Origin of the sequence: Tateyamaria sp. syn59 (genome assembly GCF_007995245.1) — a bacterium.
In the GTDB taxonomy this organism is placed as follows: domain Bacteria; phylum Pseudomonadota; class Alphaproteobacteria; order Rhodobacterales; family Rhodobacteraceae; genus Tateyamaria.
The window spans coordinates 1-15,689 of the sequence record NZ_VCBA01000001.1 but is presented as its reverse complement, the minus strand read 5'-3'; the positions used below and the strand labels follow the sequence as shown (position 1 = coordinate 15,689).

Genomic DNA, 15,689 nt, shown 5'->3' with positions numbered 1-15,689 from the left:
GTGCGGGAGCCTCCGGCGGCGGTTTATCTGGCGAAATGAAGATGGATCGCGGCGCTCAAATGGAGACCGGCGTTCTGCGTGTCAATGCGGCGAAGTCCTCGGGACCAAGCGGCCCAGTCGCGTCTGGCCGATGGCGCAGGCGTACCGTAGCAAGAAGCGCATCGTCTGACACGTCAGCGGCGTATCCGGCAGCCCGCGCCAGATGTCGAAACGCGACGTTGTCCGTGCTGGATGGACACACCTCTACCACACGTCGCGCGGCCAAGCCGCGCGCCTCAAGCCGCGCCCAATCAAAGAACGGTCCGGGGTCGAACTTACGACCCGGCGCCATGTCGGAATGCCCGATGACATTTTCAGGCGGGATCGCCCAACCCGCAAGGATGCTCGCCAACAGCGCCTCAAGGCTTTGCATCAACGCCGCCGCAAAAGGCCCCTGCCCATCATTATCCAGTTCGATGCCGATCGACCGTGAGTTGATGTCCTGCAATCCGTCCCATTCCCCAGCCCCCGCATGCCAGGCGCGCAGGCCCTCCGGCACCAGCTGGGTCACCCGCCCCGTCTTGCAGATCACGTAATGCGCCGAGACTTCGGCCGCCGGGTCGCACAGCCGCTCAATCGCCGCCTCGGCCGTCGCCATGGCCGTGTAGTGCAGCACAACATGGGTGGGCCGCAGCCCGTCACGGCGCAGTCCGCAATTGGCCGATGTATGCTGGTGGACGATCAGTTGCCAGCCGCCCGACGGAACGGGGCCGGGTCCCATGCGCAGGCATAACCATCCCCATCGGGGTCCAGCCCTTGGCGATCCCGCTCAGGCCCGCCGCGGGCCAGAAAGTCGATCTGCGCCTCGTCGGCGGAATTGTATGCTGCGCAATTGCGTTCAAAACGCGCAGCTGAACCGACACCGAACCGGCGATGCACTTGCGTGCCCTTGGGATGCCGCGTCTGCAGGGCGTACTGGACGACATTCGGCTGCGCACTTTCCGCTCTTGAGGGCAAGGCGGTAGGCTGCACGACCTGATACTGCTGCCGGTTCGCTTCCAAACGGGCGGCATCGCTCTCGATGGACTGGCGAGACGACACCGCATCAAAGTCATTCTCATCCGAAATGCCCGGATTGTTCAGGATCACGGGCGCTGCATTGGAAGGGCTTGCATTGACGACCGCCCTACCGGAATTGGCCTGCGCTGCCGCGGCATCGTTTTCGGCGGCAATCTGTGCAAGCTCGGCATCCAGCGATGCAGGGTTCGACACAGCACGCGGCGTCTGACCCTGAACCGGGCGCCCCGCCGCGCCAGAGGCTTGCCCGGCCGTAGAAGGCGGCAGCGTTTGCGCACCCACAGCCGGGGCGGGTTGTACCACAGGTCCAGTCAGTTGCGCATCGCGGGCCTCGCGGGCGGCCAGCGTATTGGGATTGTCAAATCCCACGCCACGGCCCGGATTGACAAATTCATCCGGGTTGCTGTCGGGGATTGCGGGCTGGCACGCGGCCAGTCCGGCCACGGCGCCGAGGATCAGGAAACTGCGGAAACGTATCATCTGCGCTACCCTTTTGGGTTTTGATCGAACCGAACTACCACCATTTCCGCGGTTTTGCTACAAATCCCGCCCGTGCCTCTAGCGCATAAGCGGTGTTCAGCAAATCACCCTCTTCCCATGGACGGCCAATCAACTGCAGGCCCAACGGCAAACCCTGCGCATCGGTTCCCGCTGGCACGGCAATACCCGGCAGACCTGCCATGTTGACGGTCACGGTGAACACGTCGTTCAGATACATCTGCACCGGATCATCCGACGCCTCGCCCAATCCAAAAGCGGCCGACGGCGTCGCAGGCGTCAGGATCGCATCGATGCCTTGGGCAAAGACATCCTCAAAGTCTTTCTTGATCAGCGTCCGCACCTTCCGCGCCCGGTTGTAGTAGGCGTCGTAAAAGCCGGCACTCAGCACATAGGTGCCGATCATCACGCGACGTTTCACCTCGTCGCCAAAGCCCTCGGCGCGAGTTTTTTCATACATCTCGGTGATGCCATCGCCCTGGTCCAGCTTGGCGCGATGCCCATAGCGCACCCCGTCATAGCGGGCGAGGTTCGAGGACGCCTCAGCAGGCGCAATGACATAGTAAGCAGGCAGAGCGTACTTGGTATGGGGCAGCGAAATATCGACAATCTCCGCACCCGCATCGGCCAGCATCTCGCGGCCCTGCGTCCACAGCGTCTCGATCTCATCGGGCATCCCGTCCATGCGGTACTCCTTTGGAATACCGATCTTCTTGCCCTTGATGTCGCCGGTCAGCATGGCCTCGAAATTCGGCACCGGCAGATCGGCGCTGGTGGAATCCTTCGGATCGTGGCTGCACATGGTTTCCAGCATGATCGCCGCATCGCGCACCGACTTGGTCATCGGCCCCGCTTGATCGAGGGACGAGGCAAAGGCCACCACCCCCCAACGCGAACACCGCCCATAGGTAGGCTTGATGCCCGTGATGCCGGTGAAGGCCGCAGGCTGGCGAATAGACCCGCCCGTATCGGTGCCAGTGGCCGCCAAACACAGATCAGCGGCCACAGCAGAAGCCGACCCGCCGGACGACCCGCCCGGCGTCAACGCCGCCTCATCATTGCCACGCCGCCATGGGTTCACAGCATTGCCATACACGGACGTCTCGTTCGACGATCCCATGGCGAACTCATCCATGTTCAACTTGCCCAGCATGACCGCACCGGCATCCAGCAGGTTGCCGCTGACCGTACTCTCATATTCCGGCAGGAACCCTTCCAGAATCCGGCTCCCGGCCTGGCTCGGCACGCCTTTCGTGCAGAACAGGTCCTTGATGCCAATGGGCAACCCGCACATGTCAGGCGCATCACCGGCCTTGATCCGCGCATCCGCCGCCTTGGCCTGCTCACGCGCAATCTCGGGCGTGTTGTGGACAAAAGCGTTCAACGCCCCTGCCCCTTCGATCTCGGTCAGACACGCCTCGGTCAAGTCGACAGATGTCACATCACCCTTGCGCAGTGCATCACGGGCCTCTGCTAGCCCCAGCTTGTTCAAATCAGCCATTATTCAACCACCTTTGGCACGGCAAAGAACCCCTCGCGGGCGTCGGGGGCATTGGCCAGCACCTTGTTCTGCTGGCCGCCATCGGTCACCTCGTCCACGCGCCGCTTGAGGCGCTGCGGTGTGACGGAGGTCATCGGCTCCACGCCCTCGACATCCACCTCACTCAGCTGCTCGATGAAGCCAAGGATCGTATTGAATTCAGCGGCCAGGGCCGGAAGCTGATCCTCCTCGACCTTGATCCGGGCCAGTTTCGCCACGCGCGCGGCGGTGCTTTGATCGATGGACATGAAATCCCTCTTTTGCGTCTTGGGCGGCTTTATCGCGGGGCGGGTGCGCCTTCAAGCCTGTTGGCCCCTTATTGGCTGCGCATATGACGCACATACACCTCGATCATCCAGCCCAGCATGACGCCATTCAGGATGTGCCACAGGAAATGAGTGCCCAGCGGGATCTGCGCGCAAAGCATTTCATCGACGGAACGCGCCGTCAGGGACACCAGCAGGATGGCGGCCCCAATAGCAAACCCGCGCGCAAGATCCGGGTGACGCCGATACAGCAGCGCGGCATAGATCAGGATCAGGGTTGGAACAGGTAAATAGCTCGCCGATACACCCAGCACAGGCACGTATTGAAACAGTGGCACGGTCGCGGCGGCATAGGGGAAAAACAGCGCCGTGGCGCCCAGCGCCCAGCCCGTCCGCATCCCCCACACATCCCGGTTGATGGCAAAGATGTACAAAAGGATGAACGCCGCGATGGGCACCACATCAACAATGGCCGACCAGACCTGCGCATGGGTATGAAACAGGTAACTGCCCAGCCCAATCAGCGCCAGAACACCGCACAAGGCACGCGCCAACGGCACCCCCGCGCTACGCCGCCACATCCAGAGCGCGGCCAGAACAAAGGCGGCATTGGTCACCGCATTGACCGGCTCGGCCCAATAGTGCGGCCCCACCCGCTCGCAATACCCGTCAATCTGACGCAAGAGTTCCATAAAACCTCACCTACCCTTCAACCCGCGCGGTTCAAGAGGGGGCACCGCACGCCAGGTTAGCCCGACACAGGATGCTCCAATGCAGTGCACGGGCTGTGTACAGGTTGTGCATGTGCGGTGCATCACACTTCCGTCGCCTAACCTTCTCTAAAACCGAGTAAATCACGCCGCGAATCGCATCCCTCTTCACTTTGCCAAAAAAACCGCCGCCGGAGGCTCCCGCAGCCGGAAACAGGCGCTAAACTCGCCCAAAAAGGGAGACTAACATGAACATCATCTGGCTTGGCCACGGCAGCTTCCGCATCGAGATTGAGGACCAGGTCCTACTGATCGACCCCTGGCTCACCGGCAACCCCATGCTCGCTAAAGACCAGCATGAAGCGGCCCTCCAAGACGCCACACATATCCTCGTGACGCACGGCCATTTCGACCACACCTCGGACATCGTCGAGATCAGCAAGAAAACCGGCGCGCCCGTCTCGGCCATCTTCGAACTGGGCAACCTCCTCTTTGCACAGGGAGCGATCCAAGGTCACGCATACGGTCGCGGCGGCACGATCAGCCTCGGAAATGTCACCGCGACCCTGGTGCCAGCCTCGCACTCTTCCTCCATCGGTGAGGACGCAAATCCGCGCTATTCAGGCCAGGAATGCGGCTTCATCATCCGGGGCGAAGAGAAGGTGATCTACATCTCCGGCGACACAGATATCATGGCCGACATGCAATGGATTGGGGACTACCACAAACCCGACATCGGCCTCCTGTCGGCGGGCGGCTACTATACGATGGACATGGCAGGGGCGGCATATGCCGCGCGCCACTACTTCCACTTCGAAACGGTAATCCCGTGTCATTACAGGACGTTCCCGCTTCTCGAACAATCCGCAGACGTGCTGCGCGAAGGTCTGCCCGGAGTCAAGGTGATCGAACCCGAGGTGATGAAACCCATCTCTCTCTGACCGCGTACCCGAAATTTTCCAGAAATTCTGGCCCGTTTTCTTTCAAAGAAAACGGCTACCGGCGAGATGCAAAAAAGCGTTTCAACATCTCTTCAGCCTCGCTTCCACCAATCCCGTCATAAACCTCCGGCACATGATGGGACTGGGCATGCGAAAACACCCGCGCCCCGTGGGCAACACCGCCCGATTTTGGATCAGACGCCCCGTAATACAAACGCCCGATCCGCGCAGCCGCAATGGCCGCCGCACACATCGCGCAAGGCTCCAGCGTCACGTAAAGATCATGACCGACCAACCGTTCCGACCCGGCATCCGCACAGGCCGCGCGGATTGCCAGCACCTCTGCATGGGCCGTCGGATCGCTCAGCTCCCGCGTACGGTTCCCGGCCCGCGCCACGATCTGTCCTTCGGGCGACACGACCACCGCGCCCACAGGCACCTCGCCGCGCGCGCCCGCTGCCCGCGCCTCTTCCAGCGCCTGATCCATGAACGACCGAAACTCCATCTCCTTCCACTGCCACGCCGCTTGCGTGGCGCGCAACCCACCGCTAAGGGCACCCTATGACCGACAGCACCCCGAAAGGCGACCGCATCGCCAAGGTTCTCGCCCGCGCCGGCATCGCCAGCCGCCGCGGCGCCGAAGAGATCATTGCCGCAGGCCGCGTCAGCGTGAACGGCAAGCGCATCGACAGTCCGGCGCTGAACGTCACGGATGCCGACAAGATCAGCGTCGATGGCAAACCCCTGCAAGCGGCCGAGCCGGAACGGCTCTGGCTCTACCACAAGCCCGCGGGCCTCGTGACGACAACCAAAGACGAACAAGGGCGGAAGACCATCTTCGACGCCCTGCCCGAAGACATGCCAAGGGTGATGAGCATCGGGCGGCTGGACCTAAATTCAGAGGGGCTCCTGCTCCTGACCAATGATGGCGGGATCAAGCGCAAGCTGGAACTGCCCTCCACCGGCTGGATGCGCCGCTACCGTGTGCGGGTGAACGGGCGGCCCACCGACCCACAGCTTGAGCCACTGCGAAAGGGCATTACGGTCGAGGGTGAGCGCTTCCAACCCATGCAAGTCACGCTTGACCGGCAACAGGGCGCCAATGCGTGGCTGACAGTGGGGCTGCGCGAGGGCAAGAACCGCGAAATCCGGCGCGCCATGGACAGCATCGGCTTGTCGGTAAACCGGCTGATCCGGGTCAGCTACGGCCCGTTCCAACTGGGCGATCTGAAACAGGGCACGGTCGAAGAAGTTCGACGCCGCGTCCTGCGCGACCAGCTGGGTCTCGACCCCGAACCGGAGACCGGCGCGGCGAAACCCAAGGGCAAACCGCGTCGCACACGCAAGCCCACGCGGCGCTAGCCCCGCATATGACGCAATGCGCAAATCTTTCCCCTTGCGCCAGTCGTTTGCGCATCACACCTCTCATGCAGAGGAGCGGACGCGTGCCCCCCTAGTGCCGCATCAGCAAAGGGGCTATATGTCTGATAGCCAACAGGGAAGTCCGGGATGGAGCCAACCGCATTTCAGAAAATCGCCTTTGCCGCGCTGCTTGCGCTGATGTTTGGCGTGACGCTGGGCCTGTTGGGCGGTCTGTAGGTTGGCGCAGCCCATCGCACTCATCTCGCGCCGGGTCAAAGCTCGGCACGCAGTCAAGGCGTTGGCCATCGCCGCATGCGCCCTGCTTGCCATCCCGCACACGACCGCGCAGGCGCAGAACAGTGCCAAGGTGACGTACCCGACAGGCGCGCCCAAGATCGCCTCCGAATTCCAGTCGCGCATGGGCGTGAACGGCTTGCGCCGCGGAGCGCGACATCAGGGCATCGACATCAAGGGCCCCAACGGCATGCCGATCATCGCTGCCGCCGACGGGCGCGTACTCGAAACCGATATCGGGTCCTGCTGGGGGCCGACAATCGTGGTCGATCATGGCACTGGCACCGACGGCAAACGCCTGATTGCCGCCTACGGGCATCTCGGCCAGATGAAGGTCAAGGCGGGCCAGAGCGTGCGGCGCGGGCAGACCATCGGTGTGCTTGGCAACAACCACAGAGATTTCAAATGTATCGTGGCCGTGCGCCACCTGCACTTCCAACTGGGTCGTGCCTGGCGCGGGCCGGAAAAGGGGACCTTCTGGGGCCACATGCGCTATCTGCAGGACGGCAAGCGCGGCACCAATCCGCATCAATACTGGGCCGACGGTCCCAACCGTGTCACCTGTTTTGAATCCGGGCGCGCATACCCCGCCGGAACGCTGACCTACCCCGTTCCCTGCGCGGGAAGGAGCTGAAACAATGGCCAAGCGCTTTGGCGGCAAATTCAGCCCCGCCCCCACCGACGCACCCGACACGAGCAACCGCCCGGCCTTTGACCGGGCCAAGGTCGATCCCGTCGGTGCGCGCGCCAACCTGATGTTCGTGCCCGCCGTTCCGATGGTGTTTCTGGCGCTGAACGACGGTGCCGCGGGCCTTGTCACCGCACTGGTGTCCGCAGGCTTTCTGACCGGCGGTGCCTTCATGCTGCGCGAAGGGCTCAAGGCCGAAGCGGCCTACCACGCACGCAAGGTCGCCCGCCGCCCGGCCCTGCCGCGCAAGATCATCGCCGCCTTCCTCGTCGGCTTCGGCATCACCCTGGCCGCCTACCGCTCTGATCCCGGCATCATCGCACCGCTCCTCTACGGCCTCGCAGCTTTCGGCCTGCACTTTGCAGCCTTCGGCATTGACCCCCTGAAATCCAAGGGGCTCGAAGGCGTCGACAGCTTCCAACAAGACCGCGTGGCCCGCGTCGTGGACGGGGCCGAAGAGTTGCTGGCCGACATGCGCGACGCCATGAAACGGGCCGAGGACCGCAAGATGGAACTGCGGCTTGACCAATTCCAGACCACCGTGCGCGACCTAATCCGCACGGTCGAGGAAGATCCGCGCGACCTGACCGCCGCCCGCAAATATCTGGGTATTTACCTGATCGGCGCGCGTGACGCGACGGTCAAGTTCGCCGACATCTACGGGCGCAGCCGCGACGCACAAGCCCGCGCCGACTACGCGGCCCTTCTGGACGATCTGGAAGAGAATTTCGCCGCGCGCACCCGCAAATTGCTCACCGAGGATCGCTCCGACCTCACCATCGAAATCGACGTGCTGCGCGACCGCTTGCAGCGCGAAGGCGTGCGCGTGTCGCCCGCCGATGATGTCTAAACATAAGGATCACGTCATGTCCGAAACAGTCCGCCAAAAGGCCGAAGCCGCCCTCGCCCAAGTCGAGGAAGTCACCGCCGTGGTGCTGCCCGAACCCAAGGACGCCAACGCGATTGTCCTGCTCGAACAGGCCGACGCGCCCGTGGGCACAGAAATCCGCGCCCGTATGGACGAGATCGACATGGAAGACACGCAATCCATCGTGTCCTTCGGTTCTGCCGCGCAGGCCGAATTGCAGGAAATCAGCCAGTCCATGCTGCAGGACGTCCGCAACAAGGATGTGGGCCCGGCAGGCGACAGCTTGCGCAACATCGTGACCACAATCCGTGGCTTTTCGGTCTCCGAACTCGACGTGCGGCGCGAGCGCAGCTTCTGGGAGAAGCTGCTGGGCCGTGCCGCCCCCTTCGCCAAGTTCACCGCCAAGTTCGAGACGGTGCAGGGCCAGATCGACAAGATCACCGACGACCTGCTGGCGCATGAACACACGCTCTTGAAGGACATCAAGTCGCTCGACCTGCTCTACGAAAAGACGTTGCAGTTCTACGACGAACTGGCGCTCTACATCGCCGCGGGCGAGGAGAAGATCAAGGAACTGGACGACAAGGTGATCCCGGCAAAACAGGCCGAAGTGGACGCCGCTGCCGAAGATGATCAAGTGATGAAAGCGCAGGAACTGCGCGACCTGCGCGCCGCCCGCGATGATTTGGAGCGGCGGGTGCACGACCTGAAACTGACCCGTCAGGTGACCATGCAATCCCTGCCCTCAATCCGGTTGGTGCAGGAAAACGACAAGTCGCTGGTGACCAAGATCAACTCGACCCTCGTCAACACTGTCCCCCTGTGGGAAACTCAACTGGCGCAGGCTGTCACGATCCAGCGCAGCGCCGAAGCCGCTGCCGCCGTCCGTGACGCCAACGACCTGACCAACGAACTACTCACGGCCAACGCCGCGAACCTGCGCGAAAGCAACAAGGCGATCCGGACCGAGATGGAGCGCGGCGTGTTCGACATCGAAGCCGTCAAACAGGCCAACGCCGACCTGATCGGCACCATCGAGGAAAGCCTCCAGATTGCCGACGAAGGCAAAGCCAAGCGCGCCGCCGCCGAAGAAGAACTGAAGAAGATGGAGGCCGACCTGCGCGACACGCTGGCCTCCGCCAAGGCGCGAAAGGACGGCGTGGGCGACACCGCGGGCACGTCGGTGCCGAACTGACCAGACGACGATGACGGCGACACGGATCACACGCGGTATCAAAGCCTGGGGCGGCTTGATCGTCCTGGGCCTGCTTGGCGCGTGCGAGATGTTCCAACCGGTCGAGCCAGTGCTGACCCCACGGGCCAGGCCCGCGGGACTTGCCCCTCCTCCGGTCCCGGACATTCAGGCCACGTCGCAGGAAAGCGCCGCACTGCGCGCATATCTTGCGCAAGTTCAGTCCAGCCAGTTGACCGCCGGGCTGCTGCGGCAGGATGGCGGCGGGCCCGACACGCCCTTCACCGCTGACATGTTGGCGCGCAACTTCGAAAACATCGTTTTCTTCAACGAATATGCGGGGCCCGGCGTGCGGCCTGGATCGGCCAGCGCCCTGCGCCGCTGGACCGCGCCCGTGCGCATCGGGATCGAATTTGGGCCATCCGTCCCGCCCAGCCAACGCACACGCGACACCAACGACGTGATCGCCTATGCGCGGAGGCTTTCGCAGGCGACGGGCCACCCCGTCTCCGTGTCCGACAACCCGAACTTCCTGGTCTTCTTCGTGTCCGAAGACGACCGGGCCGACACACTCAATGCCCGCGCCACGCGCCTGCCGGGCGTCAACCGCATCAATGTCGGCCCCGTCCGCGACCTGCCGCGCGACGCCTATTGCGCGGTCGCGGCGTATTCCAGCGGCCCCGAAAGATCGACCTACACCGCCGCCGTGGCCGTGATCCGTGCCGAAAACCCAGATCTTCTGCGCCTGTCCTGCATACACGAGGAACTGGCACAGGGCTTGGGCCTTGCCAATGACAGCCCCGACGCGCGCCCGTCCATCTTCAACGATGACGACGAGTTTGCGCTGCTCACAGGCCATGACGTGAAGCTGCTGGGGATGCTCTACGACGAACGCCTGCGCCCCGGCATCGGCCTGACCGAGGCGCAGCCCATCGTCCGCACCCTCGCGGCCGAGGCCACCGCCATCGGCCCATCGTGACGACCAGACCAAAGGAGGCTCAGCATGAGCATTTTCGACTTCCTCTCCGGCCAGTTCATCGACGTCATCCATTGGGTGGACGACAGCCGCGACACCATGGTCTGGCGGTTTGAGCGTCATGGCCACGAAATCAAGTATGGCGCCAAGCTGACCGTCCGCGAGGGCCAGGCCGCCGTCTTCGTGCACGAAGGACAGTTGGCCGACGTCTTCACCCCCGGTCTCTACATGCTTGAGACCAACAACATGCCCATCATGACAACGCTGCAGCACTGGGACCACGGCTTCAAAAGCCCGTTCAAATCCGAGGTCTATTTCGTCAACACCACCCGCTTCAACGACCTGAAATGGGGCACCAAGAACCCGATCATCTGCCGCGACCCGGAATTCGGTCCCGTCCGCCTGCGCGCATTCGGCACCTACTCGGTCAAGGTGGCGGATCCGGCCCGCTTCCTCTTGGAAATCGTCGGCACCGATGGCGAGTTCACTATGGACGAGATCAGCTTCCAGATCCGCAACATCATCGTGCAGGAAATGTCGCGGTCCCTCGCCAAATCGGGCATCCCCGTCATGGACATGGCCGCCAACACGCGCGAGCTGGGCCAGCTCGTGGCCAAGGAGATCAGCGCCCAGATCGCTGAATACGGCCTGACCCTGCCCGAGCTTTACATCGAAAACATCTCGCTCCCGCCCGCGGTGGAAGAGGTGATGGACAAGCGCTCCTCCATGGGCGTGATCGGAAATTTGAACGAATACATGCAGTTCCAGGCGGCAGAAGCGCTCGGGCGCGAGGGCAGTGGCGCATCAGATGCAATGCAGGCCGGGCTGGGCGCAGCGATGGGCCTGCAAATGGGCCAGCAGGCCGCAAGCTCAGGCCCGTGGGGCGCGCAACCCGCACGCGGCGGCGCAACGCCACCCCCGCCCCCGGTCGAGCATGTCTGGCACGTGGCCGAGAATGGCGAAACAAAAGGCCCGTTCTCAAAAGCCCAGCTTGGCCGCATGGCTCAAGCTGGAGAGTTGAGCCGCGAAAGCTATGTCTGGACGGCAGGTCAGGACGGCTGGATGAAGGCAGAGGACGTCACCGAACTGGCGCAGCTTTTCACAATCTTGCCCCCGCCGCCTCCGCCTGGGATCTGAGGCCGATCCAGCGGCGGGAAAAAGCCCAGAGCCGTACCCGCAGTGGTCGCCCAACACGCGCGCGGCTAACCTCGCCCCATGTCCAAAGCTGCTCCTGAACACTACGCCACGCCAGACCGGCTTATGGCGCGTCAGACCCTGCACGCGAAGTATGCAAACGTCGACTGGTTTTCCTGGGTGTCCGAGCACTTGGCACCGGGTGACACAGAACACGTGCTGGATATCGGCTGTGGTACAGGCACCTTTTGGCAGGCAACGTTGCCTGCCACACCCTCAAACCTGTCACTGACCCTCACCGACCTGTCGCCGGGCATGGTCGCACAGGCTCAAGCATCATTGAGCATCACACACCCGTCGCACAACATCGCCTATATCGCTGCCGATGCCACTGCCCTCCCCTTCGCTGCGGCACGTTTCGATGCAGTCCTCGCCATGCATATGATGTACCACGTGCCAAACCCCGCAGGCGCCCTGCGCGAGCTTGCCCGCGTTCTACGACCAGCTGGGCGGTGTTGCGTGACAGTCAATGGCACCGACAACATGGCCGAACTGCGCGCACTCGCGGCTCATGTCTTTGGAACAGCCAACGGCGGATGGGGAGACACGACCCTGGATGCAAAGGCTACCGAAACCCTGATGTGCAGCACCTTCTCGAACGTGGTGCGCCACGATCTTTATGATGTCATGGTGGTGACCGAGGCTGAGGACCTCGTCAGCTATCTCCTGTCGACCCCACAGGCAGACGCAGCGGGTGCGAGAGCCCGACAAAAGATCGAAAGAGCCGTCCATGATACGATGAAGCGCTCGGACGGCGAGTTCACCATCGCCAAGCGGCTGCACTTGATCGAAGGGCGGGTCACCGACGCAGGCGCTGCACTCTGATACACGCCCCTTTCACAGTAGCCATCCCCGGCCAAGGCCGATACCCTCGCCGCGACTGGACAAGGAACAGCCATGCGCCGCGCAGCCACCATTGCCCTGCACTGGGCGAATTTCGTTTTCCTAATCTTGCTGGTGGCAGGCGGGCCGATCCCGGTGGTTGCTTGGGCTTTTGTGCTGACTGGCCTCGGCATGTGCGCGCTTGCCGTCGCGCAGGGCTTGCTGAACGGTCCCGGCCCCAAGCTTGAAGGCGCTTTACGCACCGCCCATCCCTGGCTCAGCCGTGGCATGTACGCAGCGCTTGGCCTCGTGGCCGCCCTCACCGCCTGGTATATGCTCGGCGGGCGTTGGGGCGGTCCGGCACTCGTCGATCTCTACTCCTACCTGATCGCCGCCTCGTCCCTGCACGCAATCTTCCACCTCTGGCGACACACCGCACTTGGCGACGGCGCCTTGCGTCGCATCACGCCCAAGGCGATGCACTCCATCCTATGACCAATCTTCCCGACCAGACCACACCGGCCACCCAGGCTGATCACCGCTTTCCCTGCGACAATTGCGGGGCCGACTTCCGCTTTGACCCACGCGCGGGGCTCCTTGTCTGCGACCATTGCGGCAACACGGCCCCCATGGACACCGACGCCCCCCGCACCCTCGCCCCAATTGCCGAACTGGACTACCGCGCCGCCCTCACCGCTGACCTGCCCAGCACAGAGATCGAGGAAACCCGCGTCTCGACCTGCCCCAACTGCGCGGCGCAAGTGGAATTCGACGCCACCCTCCACGCCACCGAATGCCCGTTCTGCGCCACCCCCGTCGTCACAGACACCGGCGCACACCGGCACATCAAGCCGCGCGCCGTCTTACCTTTCGCCCTAACAGAGGCGGAGGCGCGGGACGCCATGACCAACTGGCTGGGCAGCCTTTGGTTCGCCCCGAACGGCCTGCAAGACTACGCCCGGAAGGGCCGCGCCATGCAGGGCATTTACGTCCCCTACTGGACCTTTGATGCCGACACCCGCAGCCGCTATTCCGGCGAACGTGGCACCGTTTACTATGAGACAAAAACCGTCATGCGGGACGGCAAACGCCAGCAGGTGCAGGTGGCCAAAGTGCGCTGGCGCCCCGCCCGGGGCAAGGTCGCCCGCTTCTTCGACGACGTGCTGGTGCTGGCCTCCAAATCTCTCCCCAACCGCTTCACCGACGCGCTGGAGCCTTGGGACCTGAGCGAAATGGAGCCCTACGCCCCCGAATTCCTGGCAGGTTTCAGGGCCGAAGGCTATGCAGTCGAGTTGGAAGAGGGCTTCGAGGAAGCCCGCGCGAAAATGGACCGCGTGATCGCCCGCGACGTCAAATTCGACATCGGCGGCGACCGCCAGCGCATCCATTCGATCGACACCAAGCTGGGGGCCATCACCTTCAAACACGTGCTGCTGCCCGTCTGGCTCGCCGCCTACAAGTACCGGGGCGAGACTTACCGCTTTGTGGTGAACGGACGCACCGGCCGGGTGCAGGGTGAACGGCCGTGGTCCACGATCAAGATCGCCATCGCCGTCGTTATCGGCCTGATCGTGGCGACCGCCATAGGCCTTGTTGCGGCAGCCCAATAATGACCGATTTCGACACCCTCGACGCGCTCCTGTCCGCCCGCTTCTCATGCCGCGCCTTCCGGGGCGATCCAGTACCACGCGCCGACATTGAACGCATCATCGCAACCGCACAAAAGGTTCCAAGCTGGTGCAACGCCCAGCCCTGGCAGGTGATCGTGACCGCCGGGGCCGAAACCGACCGCTTCCGCGACGCACTCTACACCGCTGCCAGCACCACACCACCAGCCCCGGACATGCCCTGGCCCGAAGGCTACCCCGGCATCTATGGCGACCGCCGCCGCACCTGCGGCTTCCAACTGTACGACGCGGTGGGCATCGAAAAAGGCGACCTCGCCTCCTCTGCCCAGCAGATGATGGAGAACTATCGCCTCTTCGGCGCACCCCACGTTGCAATCATCACCAGCCCCAAAGTGCTCGGCCCCTACGGCGCCATGGACACGGGCGGCTTTGTCACAGCCTTCTGCCTCGCCGCTCAGGCTTTGGGCGTCGCAACCATCCCCCAAGCCGCCATCGCCGCCCAAGCCCCGTTTGTACGTGAGCATTTCAACATCGCAGAAGATCGACACATCCTCTGCGCCATATCCCTCGGCTATCCCGATACAGACCACCCTGCCAACAGCTTCCGCACAGACCGAGCACAGGTCGCAGACGTCATGGAGTGGAAGGAATGAGAGCGCTCCTACAGCGCGTGTCCGAAGCCTCCGTCAGAGTCGACGGCGCAGTGGTCGGCCAATGCGGTCCGGGCCTCCTGGTCCTAGTTTGCGCCATGCCCGGCGACACGTCTGACACGGCCAAGACGCTCGCTACGAAGGTCTCCAAACTGCGACTGTTCAAGGATGACGCGGGCAAGATGAACCTCTCGATCCTGCAATCTGGCGGCAGCGCACTGGTGGTCAGCCAGTTCACGCTGGCCGCAGACACATCACGCGGCAACCGCCCCGGCTTTTCGGGAGCGGGCAATCCGGATGAGGCCGAGGCGCTTTACCTGCAATTTGCCCAAGCCCTGCGTGATCTGGGTATCAAAACTGAAACAGGTAAATTCGGCGCGGAAATGTCGGTAGGTCTCACAAACGACGGACCAGTGACAATTTGGCTGGATACGGGCGCGAACTGACTGGTGCTCTTCTACACCACCAAGTTTTGCGACACCTCGCAACATGGCATGGCTTGAACAGTCTTTACAAAAGGCGCAGTGTCGTTGCGCACGCGGCAGTCTTAATTCCTCAATCCACAATTTGTGTTGAGTGAACGTTCCATCGTTCGAAGCTGTTTTCTGACCCGGTTCTGTCTTGGCAGTCTTTCCATTGCGCGCATGTTGTTCGTTCCATTGTACCAAGAGTCGAACAGCAAAGACTTTAAGTCTTCGTCCAGAACCGCATCCGCGACCCGGTACGTGCATAGGCAATCGCTTCGCGAAAAACCTCCGCCGCGTCCATCAGCCATCATTTTATCGCAGATTTGGCTTCCGGACAGATTTGCCGTCGCTGAGCTTGTGAAAATCATCGCCAGACTAATGACTGAAAAAACGGTCACAAAAGCGGCTTTCATTCGCGGGCTCGTCTAGGATTGATACTGGGAAATAGTCTCACAAATAATAAACCAAATCAAAGGAATGCTGGTCACTTGCGCAATTTACATCGTCTGACAAAACGGGCTGAAAACGCACCCAACC

18 protein-coding genes are annotated in these 15,689 nt (G+C 62.7%); 12 read left to right on the top strand and 6 right to left on the bottom strand.

Features of this window, described 5'->3' with window-relative positions; translation table 11 throughout:
* Positions 1-55: 55 nt before the first annotated feature.
* From FD715_RS00090 to FD715_RS00070, 5 genes are all read right to left on the bottom strand, one after another.
* A complete protein-coding gene (locus FD715_RS00090) occupies positions 56-760 on the bottom strand; it encodes an N-acetylmuramoyl-L-alanine amidase (protein WP_147103431.1) in 705 nt (234 codons plus the stop codon).
* The gene (locus tag FD715_RS00085; RefSeq protein ID WP_147103428.1) at positions 721-1,536 is read right to left on the bottom strand and encodes an excalibur calcium-binding domain-containing protein; all 816 of its coding nucleotides are present in this window, start codon (positions 1,534-1,536) and stop codon (positions 721-723) included. The genes FD715_RS00090 and FD715_RS00085 overlap by 40 nt, the downstream gene beginning before the upstream one ends.
* Before the next feature lie 34 nt (positions 1,537-1,570).
* The gene (gene gatA / locus FD715_RS00080; RefSeq protein WP_147103425.1) at positions 1,571-3,055 is read right to left on the bottom strand and encodes an Asp-tRNA(Asn)/Glu-tRNA(Gln) amidotransferase subunit GatA; all 1,485 of its coding nucleotides are present in this window, start codon (positions 3,053-3,055) and stop codon (positions 1,571-1,573) included.
* Complete coding sequence (gatC, locus tag FD715_RS00075; protein ID WP_147103422.1) at positions 3,055-3,342, bottom strand: Asp-tRNA(Asn)/Glu-tRNA(Gln) amidotransferase subunit GatC; 288 nt, start codon at positions 3,340-3,342, stop codon at positions 3,055-3,057. The genes gatA and gatC overlap by 1 nt, the downstream gene beginning before the upstream one ends.
* A 68-nt stretch (positions 3,343-3,410) precedes the next feature.
* Entirely contained in the window at positions 3,411-4,052 is a 642-nt protein-coding gene (locus FD715_RS00070) for a ceramidase domain-containing protein (protein WP_147103419.1), read from the bottom strand.
* 266 nt (positions 4,053-4,318) lie between these two features.
* Here FD715_RS00070 and FD715_RS00065 point away from each other — a divergent pair, with 266 nt between their 5' ends.
* Positions 4,319-5,011: a metal-dependent hydrolase gene (locus FD715_RS00065; protein WP_147103415.1), complete on the top strand. Its 693-nt coding sequence runs from the start codon at positions 4,319-4,321 to the stop codon at positions 5,009-5,011.
* 55 nt (positions 5,012-5,066) lie between these two features.
* Here FD715_RS00065 and FD715_RS00060 read toward each other — a convergent pair whose 3' ends face one another.
* Positions 5,067-5,516, bottom strand: a complete 450-nt coding sequence (locus FD715_RS00060; RefSeq protein ID WP_147103412.1) for a nucleoside deaminase — start codon at positions 5,514-5,516, stop codon at positions 5,067-5,069.
* A 56-nt stretch (positions 5,517-5,572) separates the two neighbouring features.
* Between FD715_RS00060 and FD715_RS00055 the strand changes: the two genes are divergently transcribed.
* The 11 genes from FD715_RS00055 to dtd all read left to right on the top strand — a co-directional run bounded on the left by FD715_RS00055 (position 5,573) and on the right by dtd (position 15,131).
* Positions 5,573-6,373 (top strand): pseudouridine synthase, encoded by an 801-nt coding sequence (locus FD715_RS00055; RefSeq protein WP_147103409.1) that lies wholly within the window; start codon positions 5,573-5,575, stop codon positions 6,371-6,373.
* Between the two features lie 238 nt (positions 6,374-6,611).
* Positions 6,612-7,301 carry a M23 family metallopeptidase gene (locus tag FD715_RS00050; protein WP_147103406.1) on the top strand — a complete coding sequence of 230 codons (690 nt, stop codon included), beginning with the start codon at positions 6,612-6,614 and terminating at the stop codon, positions 7,299-7,301.
* A 4-nt stretch (positions 7,302-7,305) separates the two neighbouring features.
* Positions 7,306-8,205, top strand: a complete 900-nt coding sequence (locus FD715_RS00045; protein WP_147103403.1) for a 5-bromo-4-chloroindolyl phosphate hydrolysis family protein — start codon at positions 7,306-7,308, stop codon at positions 8,203-8,205.
* A gap of 16 nt (positions 8,206-8,221) precedes the next feature.
* Entirely contained in the window at positions 8,222-9,418 is a 1,197-nt protein-coding gene (locus FD715_RS00040; protein WP_147103400.1) for a toxic anion resistance protein, read from the top strand.
* Between the two features lie 10 nt (positions 9,419-9,428).
* Positions 9,429-10,394 carry a DUF2927 domain-containing protein gene (locus FD715_RS00035; RefSeq protein ID WP_147103397.1) on the top strand — a complete coding sequence of 322 codons (966 nt, stop codon included), beginning with the start codon at positions 9,429-9,431 and terminating at the stop codon, positions 10,392-10,394.
* 24 nt (positions 10,395-10,418) lie between these two features.
* Positions 10,419-11,528, top strand: coding sequence for an SPFH domain-containing protein (locus tag FD715_RS00030; protein WP_147103394.1), 1,110 nt, complete (start codon positions 10,419-10,421; stop codon positions 11,526-11,528).
* Between the two features lie 78 nt (positions 11,529-11,606).
* The gene (locus FD715_RS00025) at positions 11,607-12,410 is read left to right on the top strand and encodes a class I SAM-dependent methyltransferase (protein ID WP_147103391.1); all 804 of its coding nucleotides are present in this window, start codon (positions 11,607-11,609) and stop codon (positions 12,408-12,410) included.
* A 72-nt stretch (positions 12,411-12,482) separates the two neighbouring features.
* On the top strand, positions 12,483-12,902 hold the full coding sequence (locus tag FD715_RS00020; RefSeq protein WP_147103389.1) for a hypothetical protein: 420 nt from the start codon (positions 12,483-12,485) through the stop codon (positions 12,900-12,902).
* Positions 12,899-14,017: a TFIIB-type zinc finger domain-containing protein gene (locus tag FD715_RS00015; RefSeq protein WP_147103386.1), complete on the top strand. Its 1,119-nt coding sequence runs from the start codon at positions 12,899-12,901 to the stop codon at positions 14,015-14,017. The genes FD715_RS00020 and FD715_RS00015 overlap by 4 nt, the downstream gene beginning before the upstream one ends.
* Positions 14,017-14,688, top strand: a complete 672-nt coding sequence (locus FD715_RS00010) for a nitroreductase (RefSeq protein WP_147103383.1) — start codon at positions 14,017-14,019, stop codon at positions 14,686-14,688. The genes FD715_RS00015 and FD715_RS00010 overlap by 1 nt, the downstream gene beginning before the upstream one ends.
* Positions 14,685-15,131, top strand: coding sequence for a D-aminoacyl-tRNA deacylase (gene dtd, locus FD715_RS00005; protein WP_147103381.1), 447 nt, complete (start codon positions 14,685-14,687; stop codon positions 15,129-15,131). The genes FD715_RS00010 and dtd overlap by 4 nt, the downstream gene beginning before the upstream one ends.
* The last annotated feature ends 558 nt before the right edge of the window (positions 15,132-15,689 follow it).